This is a genomic window from Paraflavitalea sp. (genome assembly GCF_059502485.1).
Genome location: NZ_JCACET010000008.1, coordinates 2,243,685 through 2,263,151, shown reverse-complemented (window position 1 = coordinate 2,263,151; position 19,467 = coordinate 2,243,685). Strand labels below are relative to the sequence as shown.

Genomic DNA, 19,467 nt, shown 5'->3' with positions numbered 1-19,467 from the left:
TTTGCCCTTGCTGGTAAAGAATTTGTAGCATTAACCGTAAAACCAATTATATGTCAAAGCTTAATCTTAATATACCACACGAACTTCCCAAAGCAGAAGCGCTGGACAGGATCAAAAAATTGTTGACTAATCTGAAGGAAGAGCAGAAAGGCACCATCTCGAATGTGAAAGAACAGTGGCAGGGTGATGGAGGTAATTTCAGTTTCAGTGCCAAAGGGTTTGACCTCGCGGGTGATATCAAAGTGAACGACTCGAATGTAGAGATCAATTCAGACTTACCTTTCGCCGTATCTTTTTTCAAAGGCATGATCAGCTCCGTGATCACAGAAAAAGCGCAGGAGTTGTTGAAGAAATAAGGTTTTACTTATCGATCCCGAACTCAAATACGGTTTTTGAGGTATAAGGCTCGTCCGGGCGCACAATGGTATTGGGGAAATGGGCTTGGTTCACGCTGTCGGGATAACCTTGTGTTTCCAACGCCACAGCACCATGTTGCTGATATACTATCCCCTGCTCACCACTGCTGGCGGCATCCCAAAAGTTGGCGGTATATACCTGCATGGCTGGTTTGTCTGTATACACTGTTAGCGTGCGACCTGTTGTTGGCTCACTGAGCACAGCTGCTTTTACAAGCCATTTGCCCTCTTGCCTGTTCAAAACAAAACAGTGATCATAGCCCCTGTCTGCCACGAAGCTGCCAATACCCCGGCCTATTGGCGCAGGCTTTGTAAAATCCAGCGCCGTGCCATTCACGCTTAGCAGCTTGCCAGACGGAACATTGTTACCATTCTTTTCGAGGTACTGGTCGCCATATACCTGCAGTTCATGTTGCAGGATAGTGCTTTGCTCAAAACCAGTTAAGTTGAAATAACTGTGATTGGTAAGATTGACTGGCGTGCTTTTATCGGTCACTGCCTTATAAGTGATCGTAAGCCTGTTGTGATTGTCCAATACATATTGTACCCTCACCTGCAGATTACCAGGGTATCCTTCTTCACCATCAGGGCTATCATAGGAAAATACAACACCGCACTCTTCCTCTTTTTCAATAGTGGCTTCCAGCTTCCATATCTTATGGCTCAGCCCCTGCCAGCCACCATGTAAGTGATTGGGCGGATTGTTGGTACCCAGCTGATAACGTTTTCCTTCCAGTGTAAAGGCGCCATTGCTGATGCGGTTGGCATAGCGCCCCACCACACAACCAAAATAATCTTTGTTTACTTTATACTGTTCCGGGTCTTTAAACCCCGCTACGATATTCTTTTTTTTATTGTTCCTGTCGGGTGTACGAATGGCAGCAATAGCGCAACCAATATTGGTGAGCTCTACTGTGACAGCCCCATTATTCAGTACAATAGTATAGATCGTTTCATTTGCCTTATCTGTATACGACGATACGGCAACCTTCAATATCCCTTGTCTTGTCAATTCCATAATCCTGTTTTAATTAACCCACTGCAACATTACCAGCAAAGAAGGGCGCCATGTTCAAATGTATGGCTGCGCCCTGGTGGTTGACCTCCATGGTCAATACATCCCGTAGCAAAGTCAATGCCCTCGCTTCATTGCCCAGCCCCAGGTGGCCCAATGCCACAAGGTACATGCAATGTATTTTATTGCGCCGGTTAAGGTCGATGTCAAACACCAGCATATCGGGCAGGGAAACAGCAAAGTAGTCGATGCGGATCTGATCGTTCATATGCTGCTCACCAAAAGCAATAAACTTCTTAAAGATAACATCCGCTTTCGCGGGCTCACCCAGCTTGCGCCATGCCAGCGCCTGGTACACGATCTTATCGGGTTGCGGATCGTTATAATAGATAGCCTGCACCGGTTCACTGATGCCTACTGTTGCCTGCCTAAAGTATTCGTTGGCTTTTGCATCCTGCTGCAAGCCTTCATAAGCACAACCCAACAGGTAATGAATATCGTTTTCCTGCGCACCGTACAACTTTCCTTCGCCAAGGTTTTCAGGATACTGTTCCAGCGCCTTCAGCAGGTCAATAGTTTTTTGATAATCCCCTTGCAACAAAGCCAGCTTCGCCAGTTCGAGGTGGCACAACAGGAACTGCCCTACCACTTTTCCTTCACCGCCTTCCCAGGGATGAAAACGACGTGCGGCCAACAATGCTTTTGCATTTTCAAATCGTCCCAGGCTATTGAGTAAAGTTATCCGTTCCAGATATAGGTCATCCCGTTGTTCTACCAGGTGCGGAAACTGATCCAGCAGGGCAATTCGTTGCTCAAAGGAACGTCCGGATAGCTTGTACAACTGGTCCAGTTCCATCAGTACCCGCGCATCGGCGGTATCGAGTGCAAATGCTTTTTCCAATAAAGCCAATGCTTTGCGCTTATCCTGCAGCTTGTTGTAATAAGCCAGCGACAGATTACGATGAACAGTTGGGAAAGTATCATTTGCCTTTGCTGATTGTTCCCAGCATTCAACAGCCTCAGCATACTGCCGCTTATCGTACCAGAAATTGCCCAGCGCGTAAGCAGCTACCGCATCGGCAGGGTTCATGGCCAAAGCAGCCTGCAATACCAGTACCTCTTCAATTTTATTGGGGAAACAACCATCCGCCTTTTGCCGGCTGGCCGTTGCAAAAAGATCGGTGGCAATGGCGGGTAGTTTATCCTGCAAAGCATACCAGCCTTTGTAATAATATACCAGCGGCGAAATGGCGCCGTTGCTGTTGATGAACAGGGAAAGTAGTTCGGCCGCTTCGGCATACAAGCCTGCATGTGCATAATCCAGCGACAGCTCGATGTAATTATTGCGATCGTTGCGCAACAGGCGTTGCACTTGTTGCAGGGTATTCGTTGCTTCCTGCTGATCGCCCAGTTGTTTAAGGATTAGGTATCGTTCGTAATAACAACCGTTGTTGAACGGATCGATGGCAATGGATTCAGCAATTACCTGCAAAGCATCCTGTGGCCTGTTCAGCTTACGTAGCAAAGCAGCCTTTACGTGGCGGGCTGTATGACTATGGTAATTCCTGATCAATGCTTTGTTGATGTGTGTTAATGCCAACTCATATCGTTGCTGCTTTGCAGCGATGCGTGCCAACATCAGGAAACCACTGTGTTGCCAGGCATCGTTCCAGGTGGCTTTGAAAAAAGCTTCATACGCATCGTTGAGCTTGTCCTGCATCAGCAGCGACCAACCAAGATTGTAGTAAGGCTCTCCATCGTAAGGGTTCGGATTCCTTGACGTAAGTGTGGCGATTGCTTTCCTGAAATAAGGTTCTGCATTTTCGAATTGCCCCCGACGTAGCAGCAACAAGCCCATGGCATTGTTGCAACGCACATCACCCGGACTCCTTCTCAATGCTTCTTCATAATAATCGATGGGGTTAAAAGTAGCATGTCGATATTGCTCCAGGTGCAGGCCGTTCAGGAACAGTTCTTCTACCTGCTCAATCTCGGAAGGCAGCTTCGCCGCTGTAGCAGCAGCCGGTATTTCTTTTTTCTCAGTCGTTGCTTCAGGTTGCCAGCTTACCAGTTCATGACCACTGCTGTCGGTGACAGACAACTTCCATTCTGTAATATTCACCGGGGCTCCTGTAGCATACTCCTCCATAAATACCTGTGCAGGCGAAATATCCGTCGTATACTTTTTTACTTCCTTGCCATCCCGATACAACGTGATCTGTGCATTCTTATACAGGGCAGTAGCATATACTTTCACCTGAAGCGTATTGCCTTCCACTTCAAGGTTCAGCATGGCTTCCTTCGTAGCGTTCTTCACCGCGCCCACCAAAGCATAGGGCATGAAGTATTGCTCAAAACTTTTTACTTCATTAGGTTGCAGCCAGCTGAAGTCGGGCTGATTATCGGTAAACACGCCCGTCATCAATTCGATGTAAGGACCATCCTCATCAGTCAGGTTCCTGTCCCACGCAAATCCAAAGTCTCCATTGCCCCAGGTCCATTGTTTTTTGCCGGGCGATACATGGTGATCAGCCACGTGCAGCATTCCGGCCTGCGTATCGTGTTCATAACAGCCCATGAAATCATAACCCGAACGAATGGCCATGTAAGAAGTAGGTACCGGGATCGTGCTATATCTTGAAATGTCGGTGCCTGGTGCATAATCTACTTTGTAATAAGTACCAGTAGCAATGGGGAAGTCTGACACATCGCGCTTGCCATGATCGAACACGGCATATACATCCGGTGGAAATACCGATTGGTAGTGTTCATTCACTTTCACGGCGGGGTTGGCCCACCACAGGAAAGTTTGTGTAAAAGGCGAACGGTTAAACAACCGGCCTTTGATCTCCAGGTAAGCCTTGCCCGGGTACAGGGTAAAGCCGGCCATACCTTTGGTACGGAACATCAGTTCCGTTTCATTGACCCACACGGTTTTGGTACCGTCTTCCTGTTCTTCTATCGTATAGTCTACCGGACTGAATGTGCTGGGACGGTGGTGCTGCGGCCAGTTGAATTCGATGCCGCCGGATATCCAGGGGCCTGCCAATCCTACCAATGCCGGCTTCACCACCTGGTTATAATATACAAAATCACGTTTGCGTACTTTGTCGTAAGCCCGCTGAATGCGGCCACCCAGTTCGGGCAGCACCATGATCAGCAGGTATTCATTTTCAAGGAACACAGCCGTATACTCCTGGTTGTGTTTTTCGTCAGCGATCTTCTCGATCACCGGGTGGGGATATACCACGCCACTGCTGCCCTGGTACACGCGTTTCTCTAAAAACATCGGATTCTTTTCCGGCTCGCCAATTCCGTAAGTAGGTAAGGTTATCTTTTCAACCCATGCTTTTACACTCATAACACTATTATTGATTAGGAACAAGTTTGATCATCACTGCATCTTTCACCGGTACTTCGATCGTAAAGGAGGTTTGTCCTTTGCTGACCTTCCCCACTTCCTTCCCGGTTAACAGATCCTGCAATACATATTCTTTATCCGGCCATTGTAGCGCCGCCTGTTGAAACGTTTCTTTAAAAGGTTGCTCGCTATCAAAATTGAAAGCAGCCACCAGTATTGTATCGTCGGGCAGGTAAAAACTCAACCGCTGGTTCTGTGCATTACCTACCGGGAAGCGCAGTGGCGTAAAAGCCTTCGGCTTGCTGAAGAATTCACATACAGCAGGATTGTTCAGGTATTTCTTTGCCCGCTCTGCCACTTCTTTATTCCGGTAATCACTACCATCACCAAAGATGCTGCCGAATACCATCATGGAGAATATCCGCACTTTCACGTCCTGCTCTGAGATATCTTTGTTCTTCTGAAAGTTCTTCATCACCACCACATCCATATTGGTGTAGGGCCACAGACTACCTTGCGTCCACCAGAAATGCGTGGCGCTCACCATCGAGGCTGACGTGCTGCCATAATGCGGGAAACCTTGCTGATCATTCCGCAAATGAGAATACACATCTGTAGAGAGGAACCGTGTATGTGCATATTGATGCGGGAATAAAGGAGAGATGGCTTGGGTAATGAACACATCAGGTCCCATGATGGAATCCACCAGGTGTTTCAACATCTTCATGCCATAGTCGTATGCCTGGATGCCCGAGCGAATAGCAGGATTGTAGCGCCTGTTCGATTCGAGCGCCCCAGCCGACAGGAAATCTATTTTGATAAAGCTGGCATCGATGGCCTTTGCTTTCTTCAATTGCCCAATGATATAATCCCGGGTATAAGGGTGCGTGGGATCGATGGGAAAAGCGCCCCAATCTCCATCTTTGTACGGAATATAATTGCGCTTCTCATCCAGCAGGATCACCTCACTCAATGGGTGATCCGTATTGGTGAGTTTTGAATTATTGATATTGTTCTTCCAGGTCCACAACGCGAAGGGAATAAAATAAAAGCCCATCTGCTGTCCTTTCTTCTTGCCATATCGGCTGATCGACTTCAACACTTCCGTTGAATAAATGCCCTGATCGTAAGAGTCGACACTCAGTACCGGTTGCGTGGTCTTATTGAAGTTGTCCAGCGAGTGAATGAAGTCTGACACCTTCGCCACATCCAATGGCATCATCACCTTTTCGTAGCCCAACACACCTTCCACACCAAAGCTGTTCCAGTAAAAAGGAGCAGGTTTCTTCCAGCTCAGGCTGCCAGCCACTTTCTTCACCGTACTGCCAAATCCGGTAAGATCATTGCGTATATCTGAAGAAGCAGACAAATAGATCAGCGGTGCATACACCGACTCTCCTGCCTGCGTGCCATGCGCCACGTAATCATGCGTACCATCTTTACCGCCATAGGAATCAGGCAGTGCCGGATTGTCTTTGGTGGCAGCACCGCCATACACGATGAAAGAATCTATTCTACTGCTGGTTGTTCCGGTGGCATAGCGGATACCTGTTTTCCAGAAATCATGTACCAGGCTACCTACTGCAAAACCATTACGGGTGTTCTCGTCGTAAGCAGATGCCAGCTCGTAACTAATACCATCAACACCTTTCTGATCAGCAGGCCAGCGGCGGGATATTACATCCACCCAGTTGTCATTATCAAACGGGTAATCGGTAAAGAGCGCTCCACTGCCGGGCAACATGATCTTTCCTTGCTGGGCTGGCAGCACTGTCAGCGGAGAAATATTCCTCGTTTCTATCACACTTCCTTTCTCCCGGCCCGATGCCTCCACCGTCAACAGCAGGAAGGGTTGCGATTCATAAATGGTAATGTATTGTACCAGCTTCACCGGCTTATCGGCGGCCTCATGCACAAGATTAATACAAATGCCTTTCCCCAGCGGGTCGTTGATATTATCGGTCGTAAAGCTGTGCCTGGAAAGGCTGGTGGAGCTAAAGTATCCTGCTTTCACCTCTTCCACGTATGCAGTAGTGTTTTCAAACTGCGTACCGGAAGCAAACCGGTAATGCACAACACCCGAATGCAGGTTGGCCACGACCCGAACATGCTGGTTGCTCACCACCAGGCTATCGCCCGCCACCTGCGTTTGCTGGGAGGAGACAGTTTCCGTTCCAATGATGAAGCACAGTATAAAAAATAACGTTCTATTCAATGTAAGATTTTTATTGGCGAGTGGTAAGTGGCGAGTAGCCAGTAGTGAACAGCAGTCCTATTACTTGCCACTTACTACTCTCCACTTGCCTGCTATTAAAATCCCGGATTCTGATCGCCTGGTTTCAGCGCACGGTTCAACTCAAACTCACGGGCCGAAATGGGATACAACGCATTCTTCTCTGCTATATAAGGCGCCGCATCGGGATTGTTGGCCTTTGTTTGCGTGATCAGCTTACCGGTCCTTTTAAGATCGAACCAGCGCCATCCTTCAAAGCCCAGTTCACGCATGCGCTCTTTCAACAACTCGTCGCGCAGCTCCTGCTGCGTGGGCGTATGTCCCAACTTCGTTTCCCAGTTCACCAGTTTGGCCCGGTTACGAATTTTGTTCAGGTAAGTAAGTGCCTCCGATGTAGCATTCTGTTCATTCAACACCTCAGCATACATCAGTACCGCATCCGCATAACGCAGGAAGTACAGGTTACGAGAAGAAAGGCCACCGTTCAAAGACTTGCCATCCGTAATATCATACTTCTTCACGTGAGGCTTGGTCACGTCCGCCCACCACCAATAGTCTACTACATTGCCATTGGCATCATAAAACTTGTAGCGGATAGAAGCATCTTTACGGGCGTCGCCATCTTCAAAACTGTTGGCATAATAATCAGTAGGAATTACCACGTGTCCGCCACCACCGGAGTCGGTGTTGGAGATATGCCAGCCACCCAGGGTATTGGCCTGCGCGTTGGTATTACCATTCTCATTAGTGTACTGTATCTCAAACAGCGATTCGATATTGTTCTCATTTACTTCCTTGAACAGGTCAGCATAATTGGCCATCAGCGCCGTAGCGGTGGTGTTCATCAAAGGTTGCAAAGCAGCTTTGGCATTGGTATAATCCTTTTGCGTGAGGTATACCTTGCCCAGCAAAGTTTGCGCAGCTTCCTTGTTCACCCGGCCCACTTCAGCAATGCTTTTGCTGTCGAGATTACTGGCAGCGAAGGTGAGGTCGGCAATGATCAATGCATAAACAGCATCCACCGCACTGCGTGGTTTACCACCATTGGCATCCGCCTGTGGGTCTTCCACTTCCGTAGGCAGGGGCACACCACCAAAGAACTGCACCAACTTAAAATAAAAGACAGCCCGTAAAAATTTCGCTTCACCCGTCAGCCTGTCTTTCACTTTCTGTGAAGCACTGGAAGTAGGAATGTATTTGATAGCCGTATTGGCATTAATGATACCCTTGTACAAAGAATTCCAGGTGCCCTGTACCAGTTGGTTCTGTGCACTCAACAAGCTGTTGTAACTGTTGATGCCATCATAGTGTTGCCAGTAGCCACCCCAGGTAGGCACGAACGAACTTGTTTTACCTTCATCAGTACCCACTATGCCCATGAAATAATAATCACCATTATTAAATTCCATCATCTTCCGGTAAACACCCGTCACCCCGGCAATGGCGCCCTGCTCATCTTTATACAGGTCTTCGGGAGAGACGAAGGTCTCGGGCGTGATCTCCAGTTTCTTGTTGCAACCGGTAGCCAGCACTGCTGTCAGCAGTAAGGCAGGCATCAATCGTTGTTTTAAAAAATGTATGTTGGCAAGCATAGCAATGCTGTTTAATAGATTATAAACTTAATTGTAAACCAAAGAGGAATGTGCGATAGCGGGGATACACATCGTATTGCCCCACGCTGATCTCAGGATCGATGCCTTTGTATTTCGTAAACAGGAAAGGCTCTACTGCCTGCACATATACCCTCAGGGAATTGATCTTTGCTTTCGTCAATAATGAAGAAGGAATATCATAACCCAGGGTAATATTCCTGATGCGGATGAAATCACCCTTCTGCACCATGAAGCTGGAAGTGCCGGATTGCAATGCCCTTAAAGAACGGCCAAACTGGTTGGGACGCGGCACATCGGTATTCGTATTCTCAGGCGTCCAGTAATTCAATCCATCCTTGATGGTACGCGTAGCTGTTTTGCTCGAATAGTACAGGTAATCCTGGTAAGCCTTGTTGCTGATCATATGCCCGTAGGTATAGTTGGCAAAGGCAGTCATAGAGAATTGTTTATAACGAACGTAGGTCCAGATACCACCCCATCCTTTGGGAACAGTGCGGCCAATGATCGTACGGTCATACTGGTTGATGCTACCGCTCTTGTCAAGGTCTTTCACGCGAATATCACCAGGTCTTGCATCAGGGTTCAGAGAGACATCGTCGCCCTCCTGGTACAATCCATCATACACATAATCCACGATCAGGCTGTTGGGCGCTTCGCCTACTTTGAGGTAAGGACTTAAAGAATCCACGCCCGGCAGCAAGCTGGTGATCTTCGATTTGAACTTAGACCAGTTGATGTCCATCTGCCAATCGAAGTTGCGGGTCTTGATGATATGCAACTTCAATCCGATATCGATACCACGGGTATTCATTTCAGATATATTGATCCATTTGCTGTCGAAACCCTGAGAGGGCGCCAGCGGATTGTTCATCAGCAGGTCGCGGATATTCTTATTGTAATAATCAAAAGTGAGGCGGATGTGGGAATCAACAACAGCGAGGTCGAAGCCAACGTTCAGCTGGTGCTGGCTCTCCCATTTGAGTCCGGGGTTACCTTCTGTACCAGTATTGAGCTGGAAGCCGGAAGTTTGCTGATTGCCATTATAAGGATAAGCGCCGGGACTCATTTGTGTGTAGATAGCGGGGATGGGAATTTCCTGGTTACCCACCACACCATAACCAACGCGGATCTTGGCGTCATTGATCACCGACCTTGTTTTCAAACCAATGAAAGGCTCGTCGATCAGGCGCCATGCAGCACTCACAGAGGGGAAGTAACCATAACGGTTCTCGCTACCAAACCTGGACGAACCATCACGGCGTATCGTTCCATTGATGATATAGCGGTCTTTAAACTTATAGATCACACGGCCCAGCAGTGAACCTACCGACCAGTTGAAGTAATCACTGGCAATTACATCGCGGTTGCTGGCCAGTCCCATATTCTTGTATGTCAATTCATCGGTAGGGAAACCGGAACCTTCTTCATAATTCCATTCCTGCCTTCTGCGCTGGTAGGTAGCACCCGCCAGGAAGTCGAACACGTGATCGGCAGAAGGAGAATAATTATAAGCGAGTGTGTTTTCCCACAGGTAATCGCGCCAGCCGAAGTTCTGGATCTTCGCTACACCCTTCTTGGCAAAGCCGGCACTGGTGGTGCGGGGATAATATTCGAAACGTTGATTCTTGTATACGTCCAGGCCAAAGCTGCTCCGGAAAGTCATTCCTTTTATGATCCGGTACTCGGCAAAAAGGTTTCCGATGAAGCGATCATCCACATTATGCTGCGGCGTTTGCGTAAGCGTAACCGGGTTGTTGAACAACAGGTTGCCGCTGGAAGGATCGATGTTCGCAGAAGGCTTGCCCAGCGAATCATAGATCGACATGAGCGGACTGATGGTTACCGCATTATAGAATACTTCATTACTGACTACATCATTGGTGATATGAGAAAGGTTGGTATTGACGCCTACTTTCAATTTGGCGCTTACTTCCGATTCCATATTGGCTTTTACAGAATAGCGCTCGAAATTGGAACCCTTGATAATACCATCCTGGTTGAGGTAGTTGCCACTGAGGTAAAACTTATTCTTACCAAAACCATTGGAGATGCTGATGGTATGACTTTGCTGAGGAGCAGTTTGTGTAACAGCGCCTACCCAGTCTGTCCACCGGCCAGCCGCCATGTTGCGCCGCTCATCGCCGTTGAACAACAGCGTATCGATGCCGGGACCATAAGGCCAGGCCACCGGATCTTCATCACTTAACCCGCGACGGCGCAGGTTTACATAATCAGTAATATTATCTACAAAATCATACGTCTTGATCATTTTCTGTAACCCGTAGTAAGCATCATAGTTTACGGTAGTGCGGCCGCTGCTGGCACGTTTGGTGGTGATGATCACTACACCTTCTGCTGCACGGGAACCATAAATGGCTGCGGCAGAAGCGTCTTTCAACACATCGATCGACTCGATATCGTTGGGGTTGATCTCCCGGATATCATAACTCACCACTACCCCATCTACTACATAAATAGGACCACTGCCCTGCGTAATGGTATTGATACCCCTGATGCGCACGTTGGTGCCGGCGCCAGGTTGGTGACCAGCCGTTACGACCTGCATACCGGGAATGCGCGCCTGCAATGCCTGGTTGACGTTGGTGACGGGCAACTCTTTCAGCTCTTTACCCGAAATGCTGGAGATGGCGCTGGTAATGTCTTTCTTTTGTTGCTTACCATAACCAATTACCACCACTTCACCCATGGCTTCGGAGCTGGGTTGCAGCAATACATTGATGAAGGTATCAGCTTCGGCCACATTCAGGCTTTGCGTTTTGTAGCCTACAAAGCTGATAACGAGGATCACTTTTCCCTGTACAGAAAGGGAGAATTCGCCGTCTGCGCCTGTCTTCTGCGCAGCGGCATTGCCAATGGTGGTCACTGACGCACCGGCCAGCGCGAGCTTCGTGTCCGCATCGGTCACTTTGCCCTTCAGCACCCTTGTCTGTGCCTGAATACCCATAAAAGCAATAAGGGAAAATAAAAGGAGAGTCGACTTTTTCATTGCAATCGTTTTAGGCTTTTTTGTTGGTAACCGGGGAGCAAGAAATACCGGTACCTAACTTGTCATCAAAATTCGTATTCCCCTTTTGCACAGGAAATAGGTTATTTTCTGAAAAAGATGGACTTTTATACGGTCATCTCAAATAGCTTAAAACAGGAATATGGCCCGGCAATCATCCAGGAAAAAAGAAGGCTTTGAAGGTCAGAAGCTCATTGTACTGCCACAAAAAATACATTCAGGCTTCCTGATGAAGGATGCTATTACGCGTCAGATATACATTACCGACATTGGCTATTATCCCAAAGCCAACCAGCATTACATCGAGCGGCCCAATGGCGTGAACCAGCATATTATCATCTATTGCGTGGAAGGTCGCGGATGGGTTACCATCAATAAAAAACGGATGGACATTTCACCTTCTCACTTCATTGTAATACCTGCCCGCACACCTCATCGTTATGGAGCACTGGAAGGCGATCCATGGACTATTTACTGGGTGCATTTTAAAGGGGATATTGCTACCTATGTGGTAAACCTCATCACCAACAATTCACAGAACTATCTGCCGTATCTTTCTTACAATGAAAACCGTATCAAGCTTTTTGAAGAAATATGTTACAACCTGGAGCGGGGTTACAGTGCCGACAACCTACGCTATGTAAATATGATCTTCTATCACTTCCTTTCATCCCTGTTGTACGAAGAGAAGTACAACCGTGCGGGGAATACGCAGGATAAAGATGCCATCGCACTAACCATCGAAATGATGCAGCAGAAGATACACAGCAACCCCACGCTGAATGATTTCGCTGCTTTCTCTCATTTATCCGTGTCCCATTTCTCCAGCATGTTTCGCACAAGAACAGGCTTTTCGCCGGTTGAATATTTCAACCACCTGAAAGTGCAGCATGCCTGCCAGGCATTGGCCTTCACCCCCAAGGCCATCAAAGAGATTGCGGACGACCTGGGCTTCTCGGATCAATATTATTTCTCGCGGATATTCTCCCGCTTCATGGGCATGTCGCCATCAGAATACCGCCACCGCAACAAGACTGCTTCCGGAAGTTAAATAACCAGCGGACGGATGGCAGTGTGACGAAATTGTCCTAAATTATATATCAGATGCACCATACATGAGACGCTACAAAAAGATACTATCGATTGCCGCCTTTGTCCTAACTGCACTCACCGTTGCCGCCAACGATGTTCCTTTACGCTCCCTCGGCATCGAAGATGGACTGAGCAATAATGCCGTGACTTGCATTTACCAGGATTACCGGGGCTTCCTGTGGTTTGGCACTTACGATGGATTGAACCGCTACGACGGATATGAGTTCAAAGTATATCGCAACCGGTTTGGCGATGCCCGCTCATTGATCACCAACAGTGTATATACTATTGAAGGGGATGAACAACACAATCTTTGGATAGGCGGACAAAAAGGGGCCTGCATCTTCGATCCTGCACAAGCCGCTTTTACCACGCTCACCTTTCTGCCTTCCGCACAACGCACAGCAAAACCTTTGCAGGACAATGTACATGTGATCAAGGCCATCAATAAAGGAGCCGTATTGATAGGCACCAATCATACTGGTTTGTTGCTGTTCGAAAACAATGCCCTTACCGGCACACAAATATTATTACCACAAGGGTATCCCAACCGCGATAGCTACGATGTTACAGCCATAGAAACCAACACCGATGCTTCATCGATATGGATCTTTGTGCAGCAGGCTGGTTTATTCCTCTACAACAGGCATGACAAAAGCCTGCGATTGGTAAACAAGGATATCGGGCAGGCCAATTGCCTCCGGATGACGAAAGCAGGCAAAATGTGGCTGGGCAATGAAAAGGGACTGTTTGCTTATGATGTACAACAAAACAAGTATTCCGACAATCACCTGACCCGAAACTACAAGGTGGTCAACATCTGCGAAGACAGAAATGCCGCATTGTGGATCGCTACAGATGGAGGCGGTTTGTTGGTGCAGCAGCCAGGCGAAGCAGTGGCCCAGCCTTTTACCGGAAGGGATGGTCATTCACTGGTCAACAGCAATGCTGTCTATTCCATTTATGAAGACAAGGAGGCGCGGAAATGGATTGGTACTTTGCGCGGCGGCATCAACATCATTGAAGTACGGGGCACTGCATTCCGGCAAGTAAAACATCCCGACAAAGGACAGAGCAGCCCTGCCAACAATTTCATTCTCTCTTTCTGTGAAGACAACCAACACAACCTGTGGGTAGGCACCGATGGCGCCGGCCTGCGCTATTGGGACCGCAACAATAACACCTTCACCGAGTACCGGCATGAGCAGGGCCGTGACAATACCATCAGTAGCAACTTTATCACCAGCATTGTACGCGATGCAGCCAACCGCACCTGGATATCTACCTGGTTTGGCGGCATCAACCGCTTCAACCCTGCCACCAATAGTTTTGAACATTACACCTGCTACAATCCAGTTACCCGCTCTGCGGAGAACAATGTGTGGTGCCTGTATGAAGATGCGCAGAAAACCTTGTGGGCAAGTGCTACCAACGACGGCTCATTGTACCGTTTCAATCCGGCCAGCAATTCATTTGAATTATTTGATGAGCATATTCAGAATCTGCAATGCATGACCGAGGATAAGCAAGGCGATCTGTGGGGTGGCAACTACACATCACTTATCCGCATCGACCGGCTACACAAACAACACCAGGTATACCCCATTGGTTATACCATTCGCAGCATTCATGAGGATCGCTACAACAACCTGTGGGTAGGCACGCAGGAAGGAGGACTATTATTATTCGACCGCAAGACTGGTCAATACCAACGTTACAGTACCAATGAGGGATTGCCCAACAATACGATCCTGCGTATGCTGGAAGACAACAAGGGGCATCTTTGGCTGAGTACTTTCAATGGTCTTTCGAAATTTAACCTGCGCGATAAAACCTTCCGCAACTTTTCACAGCTGGATGGCCTGCAAAGCAACCAGTTTAGTTTCAATGCAGCACTCATGCTGTCTAACGGAGAATTTGCCTTTGGTGGCATCAAAGGCTTCAACATCTTTTATCCTGATAGTGTGCAGGACCTAAAAGCCATGCCCGCTGTTTTCCTCACCGGCCTCTCCATCGACAGCAAACCTGCCGCTGCCTCTGCACAATACATTACCAACCGCCAGCTCGAAACTATCCGCGAAATAGAAGTACCATTCGATAGAGCCGTTTTATCACTCGACTTCCTTGCACTTGCTTATACTGGTGCCGATAAGATCAGTTATGCTTATAATCTTGAAGGATGGGACAAGAGCTGGAACTATGTCAACAACATTCGAACAGCCAACTACTCCAGGCTGCAGGAAGGGCAATATGCCTTCCGTGTGAAAGTGAAGAATCCCGATGGACAGTGGAGTGAGCCACACTTACTGTTGAACATTGTGGTGCTGCCCCCATGGTACCGCACCTGGTGGGCTTATGCTTTATACATCATGGCTTCGCTGCTGCTTATTTATTTGTATCTCCGTTATTCAAGACGGCAGGAACGCCTGCGGTATGAAATAAAACTGGCTCACATCGAACATGAAAAAGACAAAGAACTTGCAGAAAAGCAACTAAGCTTCTTTACCAATATATCTCATGAGTTCAGGGCGCCGCTTTCGCTCATCATCAATCCGCTGAAAGAGATCGTACAGAAGAATACGGCGCAGGATGAGCGTGGGCTGAACATCGTATACCGCAACGCCCGTCGGCTACTCAGCCTGGTGGATCAATTGTTACTGTTCCGCAAAGCCGATAGTGGCGCCGATGTTTTGAAGATATCGAAGCTGGACATTGTTCACCTTTGCAATGAAGTATTCCAATGCTTTGCCCAGCAGGCAAAGGCTAAGAATATTCATTACCATTTCACGGCACCCAGTGAACCAATAGATATTTATGCCGACCATGAAAAGCTGGAGATCGTATTGTTCAACCTCCTGTCGAATGCTTTTAAGTTTACACCCGATGGTGGCACTATCGAGTGCAACATCCATCAGACAGCCGATACAGTTGTAGCCACCATCAGCGATACAGGTTGTGGTATAGAATCGGCTGCCATTAACCGCATCTTCGAAAAGTTCCAGCAGGCCCGCACGCAGAAGACCGGTTTTGGTATCGGTTTATACCTGTCTAAATATTATATAGACAGTCACAAAGGCGCCATCACGGTAACCAGTGAGCCGCAAAAAGGTGCCGCCTTTACCATCACCCTGCAAAAAGGCATCGCCCACCTGCCACACAATATTATCAGGGAAGAGGCCAACACTACCCACCAATTGCTGGATGAGCTGATTGAAGAAGAAACACCAGCTACTGCCGATCAAAAACAATTGGTACCTGTGACCGAAGGAAGAACTGCCGGGGAAATGATCACCGATAAGAAAACGATCCTGGTAGTAGATGACAATCCCGAGATCAGGAATTACCTCGAACTGATTTTCCAGGAGCAGTACTTCTTATTCATGGCACAGAATGGATTGGAAGGATTGGAACTGGCCAAACAACACCTACCGGACATCATCATCAGTGATATCAATATGGATGGTCTCGACGGCCTGGAGCTCTGCCGTAAGATAAAACAGTCGGAGACGCTGGGCCATATCCCTGTGATCCTGCTCACCGCCGCTTCGTCTGCCGACACCCAACTAAAAGGCATTGAAGGTGGCGCCGACGACTACATCACCAAGCCGTTCGACACCCAGTTGTTGCTGGCGCGGGTGAGCACCATGCTCAAGAACCGAAACCTGTTGCAGCGTTACTTCTTTGACAACATCACCTTGCAGGAGTCGGCGGTGAAGGTGCCGGCCGAGTATCGTGAGTTCCTGAAAAAATGTATTCAGGTAGTAGAAGAAAACCTGGACGCCGAACATTTTACCATCCAGCAGTTTGCCAAAGCAATGGGCATGAGCCGGTCGGCCTTGTATAATAAAGTGAAACATATCTCCGGGCAGTCGCTCAATGCCTTTGTACGGTCTATCCGCTTACGCCGGGCAGCTGTACTGATGATCAGGGAACAAATGAACGTGAACCAGGCCGCCTTCCAGGTGGGCATCGGTGACGTGCGCTACTTCCGCGAACAGTTCGTCAAGCTCTTCGGCATGACGCCGTCGGATTATATAAAGAAGTACCGGCAGTCGTTTAATGGGGATTTGAATTTGTTGAAAAAGGAAGAATAGCGTTTACAAATTAAGAATCACTATAAATAATTATTTATTCAAAGTTTAACTTTTCCGCACAACAACTGCTACTCAAAGCAACATTTACTATAGTCGGATAGCATCCGACCCGGTTTATATTTTTAATTGATCCCTTCAAAGGATTCGACTCATTAAATCCAGCACCTATCATTTCTTCGGCTGAAAAATCCATCGAAAATCCTTTAATTGAACCCCAATATAAACTACTCCTAAAAGAGAGATGCGACGAAAAAACAGGATACCCTGCTATCTGAATTTTACTGGTTGCAGCCCAGGGAATAAAGGGCTTAAAATCATTTGAAAATCTGTAAGGGTAATCGATGAACATCTTTCCATTAAAGAAACTGCCAACATAGTAACCATTGGCACTTGTTAGCTTTGATTTAAATTCGTTAATAGTCGACGCAGAGCTTGAGAAGCTGCTTATCGCATTTCCCACATTCTTTTGATCAATAATATTACTTCGACAAATTAACTCCACATTTGATTTCGAATAATATTCCAAATTCATTAATGAGTCTTTTTTATCCTTAACGTTTTCAAATGAAGTAATGGGAGTACTGGCTTTAGCAATCTGCTGAAACTCAATATTCCTCTTTTTAATTTTCGCTCCTAAAAATGAGTCATTTTTAGAAACATTCATGTTCACATCACTTGTGACTTTCAGTTCATTTTCTACAAACGCCGGACCTATATTTGGTTGTACTGAACTATGTAAATCTCTTCCATGAGAATCTGAAAAATACTCTTTAACAGGCATCCAAACCAATATCAAGACTGCAACTGCTATAACAAATCTCTTCACCCAACTATAATTAGATGGACAGATGTTAATCACTTTACCTGGTAAGATTTTATCCTCTTCCTCCCTTGAAATACAAAATCCTTCATAGGCAGCAGCATTAAATTTTGAAGCCGCAAGAAAGCGTTTGAACTCCCTGCATTCATCAGGAGCCATCTTATTAGCATAATATTGCTCAAAATCTATTGTTGAGTATTCCATAAGAAGATAATTTTATTTAATTAGTATAGATTTCATTTTTTTAATTGCAGACTGCAATTGTCCGCGAACAGTTGAAGCTGGGACACTTAATTCCTCTGCTATTGCTTTAATTCTCATTTTCTTAAAGAATCGCAATTCCACTATTTTCTTTTTAAGCGAATCCATTTCGCTAATTATAATTACAATTCTATAACTCGTTTCATCCCAGTAAGCCTCACATTCTTCACTCCACACTTCTACAACTTCATTATAAATATCTTCCATAACAGGAAATGAACGGGGCAAATTTTTTACTTGCTTTATAGCATCGAAAGCACAATGTTTTGTAACTACAAATAGCCAACTCTCGATATTTCCTATTTCGGAAAATGATTTCTTTTGAGAATACTTTACTATTTTATAAGCAACATTTGACCTTACGTCCTTTGCAAGCTCTATTTTATTGGGGTGTTCCTTCAGCCACTTTATAGCGTTATAATAAATTGCTTCACTATACTTTTTATACAATTCTGAAGCTGAAAATTCTGTGTTTCCATTATCCCCGCCGTTGGAGCCTTGATTAGGCAGACTGATTCCATCCACGCATTTAGACATAGAAATAGTGTTTAATGATTATTCAAATAAGATTTGAATTTTCTCATCAGCGGTTATAGTAATTGACTTGAGAAAGTGAAAAATGACACAACAATCTCAAAAAAAATGAAAACTATTAGAGGCTTAACACGTGAGGGTAGCGGGAGATATTGGAATGGGTTCAGAATGAATAACCTATCTCCAATTATTATATCGAAGAATATTATTCGTGAAAAATTAAAACGTCAATGAATCGAAATCGTTATGCCGTTCATCCCTTTCGTTTGTTAGGAGATTGTTAAATAGAGATTTGGCTTATTCCTGTCTTTTTTACTTATGACTTTAATCAACGATCTGGGTTTAAAAAGATTATTACAATAGAAGCTATTCGACATTATTTACAATCATTCCAAAAAAGAGGGCAATATCTTCTGTCATTTCGAATCATATCCACTCTATATAATATGCGCATCGATATAAAATTCAAAAAATAAAACTCCTATTTTATGTACTACATAGATAAAATCATAGAAGTTATAAAGCTATTGTTCACTACTATTAAAATTAGAAAAGTGAAAATTAGCATTGCATCTATAGACATGGTATTTAACACCATTAATTCTGATAAAAAAGATGGTACACTTTTAAACATAGTATTAAAACGTGCTAATGATATGGTAATCGCTGAACGTAGAAGGATCAGTGGTTATTGGGCTGTTCATTCTTCAAACAGTGTCGCTTTGCCTGTTATGGGCACTCATTATAAGAATGAAATTGGTGGATCTGTATTACGGTTTACGATTTCACCATATGGAAATGAAAAATGGGAATTTGATTATACTCTAATTATCAAATGGTCCGATGGATCTATGACACAAAAAGAGTTCACTTACAATGTTCTCACGCGGAATAATCCGGATTTAACCGTAGCAATCCTTTAACCAGATCTGCATACTATGGCTACATGATTGATCAGGCAAAAGCCAACAGTTTTATTAACCGTATCTGGCATAATCATATA

11 protein-coding genes are annotated in these 19,467 nt (G+C 46.1%); 4 read left to right on the top strand and 7 right to left on the bottom strand.

The genetic code is table 11. The features are described from left to right. The first annotated feature begins 50 nt into the window (after positions 1-50). On the top strand, positions 51-356 hold the full coding sequence (locus tag AC5JBY_RS11640) for a polyhydroxyalkanoic acid system family protein (RefSeq protein WP_495904761.1): 306 nt from the start codon (positions 51-53) through the stop codon (positions 354-356). A 4-nt stretch (positions 357-360) separates the two neighbouring features. Here the strand turns inward: AC5JBY_RS11640 and AC5JBY_RS11635 are convergent, their stop codons facing one another. The 5 genes from AC5JBY_RS11635 to AC5JBY_RS11615 all read right to left on the bottom strand — a co-directional run bounded on the left by AC5JBY_RS11635 (position 361) and on the right by AC5JBY_RS11615 (position 11,645). Next, on the bottom strand, positions 361-1,434 hold the full coding sequence (locus AC5JBY_RS11635) for an aldose epimerase family protein (protein ID WP_495904760.1): 1,074 nt from the start codon (positions 1,432-1,434) through the stop codon (positions 361-363). Positions 1,435-1,447: 13 nt separating this feature from the next. Then, entirely contained in the window at positions 1,448-4,792 is a 3,345-nt protein-coding gene (locus tag AC5JBY_RS11630) for a DUF5107 domain-containing protein (RefSeq protein WP_495904759.1), read from the bottom strand. 7 nt (positions 4,793-4,799) lie between these two features. Then, a complete protein-coding gene (locus AC5JBY_RS11625) occupies positions 4,800-7,007 on the bottom strand; it encodes an alpha-amylase family protein (RefSeq protein ID WP_495904758.1) in 2,208 nt (735 codons plus the stop codon). Between the two features lie 95 nt (positions 7,008-7,102). Further along, the gene (locus AC5JBY_RS11620; protein WP_495904757.1) at positions 7,103-8,617 is read right to left on the bottom strand and encodes a RagB/SusD family nutrient uptake outer membrane protein; all 1,515 of its coding nucleotides are present in this window, start codon (positions 8,615-8,617) and stop codon (positions 7,103-7,105) included. A gap of 19 nt (positions 8,618-8,636) precedes the next feature. Then, positions 8,637-11,645, bottom strand: coding sequence for a SusC/RagA family TonB-linked outer membrane protein (locus AC5JBY_RS11615; RefSeq protein ID WP_495904756.1), 3,009 nt, complete (start codon positions 11,643-11,645; stop codon positions 8,637-8,639). Positions 11,646-11,805: 160 nt separating this feature from the next. Here AC5JBY_RS11615 and AC5JBY_RS11610 point away from each other — a divergent pair, with 160 nt between their 5' ends. Next, complete coding sequence (locus AC5JBY_RS11610; RefSeq protein WP_495904755.1) at positions 11,806-12,714, top strand: AraC family transcriptional regulator; 909 nt, start codon at positions 11,806-11,808, stop codon at positions 12,712-12,714. 64 nt (positions 12,715-12,778) lie between these two features. Beyond that, on the top strand, positions 12,779-16,849 hold the full coding sequence (locus AC5JBY_RS11605) for a hybrid sensor histidine kinase/response regulator transcription factor (RefSeq protein ID WP_495904754.1): 4,071 nt from the start codon (positions 12,779-12,781) through the stop codon (positions 16,847-16,849). Positions 16,850-16,883: 34 nt separating this feature from the next. Here AC5JBY_RS11605 and AC5JBY_RS11600 read toward each other — a convergent pair whose 3' ends face one another. Further along, on the bottom strand, positions 16,884-17,873 hold the full coding sequence (locus AC5JBY_RS11600) for a hypothetical protein (protein WP_495904753.1): 990 nt from the start codon (positions 17,871-17,873) through the stop codon (positions 16,884-16,886). A 12-nt stretch (positions 17,874-17,885) separates the two neighbouring features. Next, positions 17,886-18,467, bottom strand: coding sequence for a sigma-70 family RNA polymerase sigma factor (locus tag AC5JBY_RS11595; protein ID WP_495904752.1), 582 nt, complete (start codon positions 18,465-18,467; stop codon positions 17,886-17,888). Positions 18,468-18,952: 485 nt separating this feature from the next. On the opposite strand from AC5JBY_RS11595, the gene AC5JBY_RS11590 reads away from it, so the two are divergent. Continuing rightward, positions 18,953-19,387, top strand: coding sequence for a hypothetical protein (locus AC5JBY_RS11590; RefSeq protein ID WP_495904751.1), 435 nt, complete (start codon positions 18,953-18,955; stop codon positions 19,385-19,387). The last annotated feature ends 80 nt before the right edge of the window (positions 19,388-19,467 follow it).

Excerpts from the sequence above, each read along its gene's own strand:
- AC5JBY_RS11640 (WP_495904761.1), top strand. The coding sequence starts at position 51 with ATGTCAAAGCTTAATCTTAATATACCACACGAACTTCCCAAAGCAGAA.
- AC5JBY_RS11635 (WP_495904760.1), bottom strand. The coding sequence starts at position 1,434 with ATGGAATTGACAAGACAAGGGATATTGAAGGTTGCCGTATCGTCGTAT.
- AC5JBY_RS11630 (WP_495904759.1), bottom strand. The coding sequence starts at position 4,792 with ATGAGTGTAAAAGCATGGGTTGAAAAGATAACCTTACCTACTTACGGA.
- AC5JBY_RS11620 (WP_495904757.1), bottom strand. The coding sequence starts at position 8,617 with ATGCTTGCCAACATACATTTTTTAAAACAACGATTGATGCCTGCCTTA.
- AC5JBY_RS11615 (WP_495904756.1), bottom strand. The coding sequence starts at position 11,645 with ATGAAAAAGTCGACTCTCCTTTTATTTTCCCTTATTGCTTTTATGGGT.
- AC5JBY_RS11610 (WP_495904755.1), top strand. The coding sequence starts at position 11,806 with ATGGCCCGGCAATCATCCAGGAAAAAAGAAGGCTTTGAAGGTCAGAAG.
- AC5JBY_RS11605 (WP_495904754.1), top strand. The coding sequence starts at position 12,779 with ATGAGACGCTACAAAAAGATACTATCGATTGCCGCCTTTGTCCTAACT.
- AC5JBY_RS11600 (WP_495904753.1), bottom strand. The coding sequence starts at position 17,873 with ATGGAATACTCAACAATAGATTTTGAGCAATATTATGCTAATAAGATG.
- AC5JBY_RS11595 (WP_495904752.1), bottom strand. The coding sequence starts at position 18,467 with ATGTCTAAATGCGTGGATGGAATCAGTCTGCCTAATCAAGGCTCCAAC.
- AC5JBY_RS11590 (WP_495904751.1), top strand. The coding sequence starts at position 18,953 with ATGTACTACATAGATAAAATCATAGAAGTTATAAAGCTATTGTTCACT.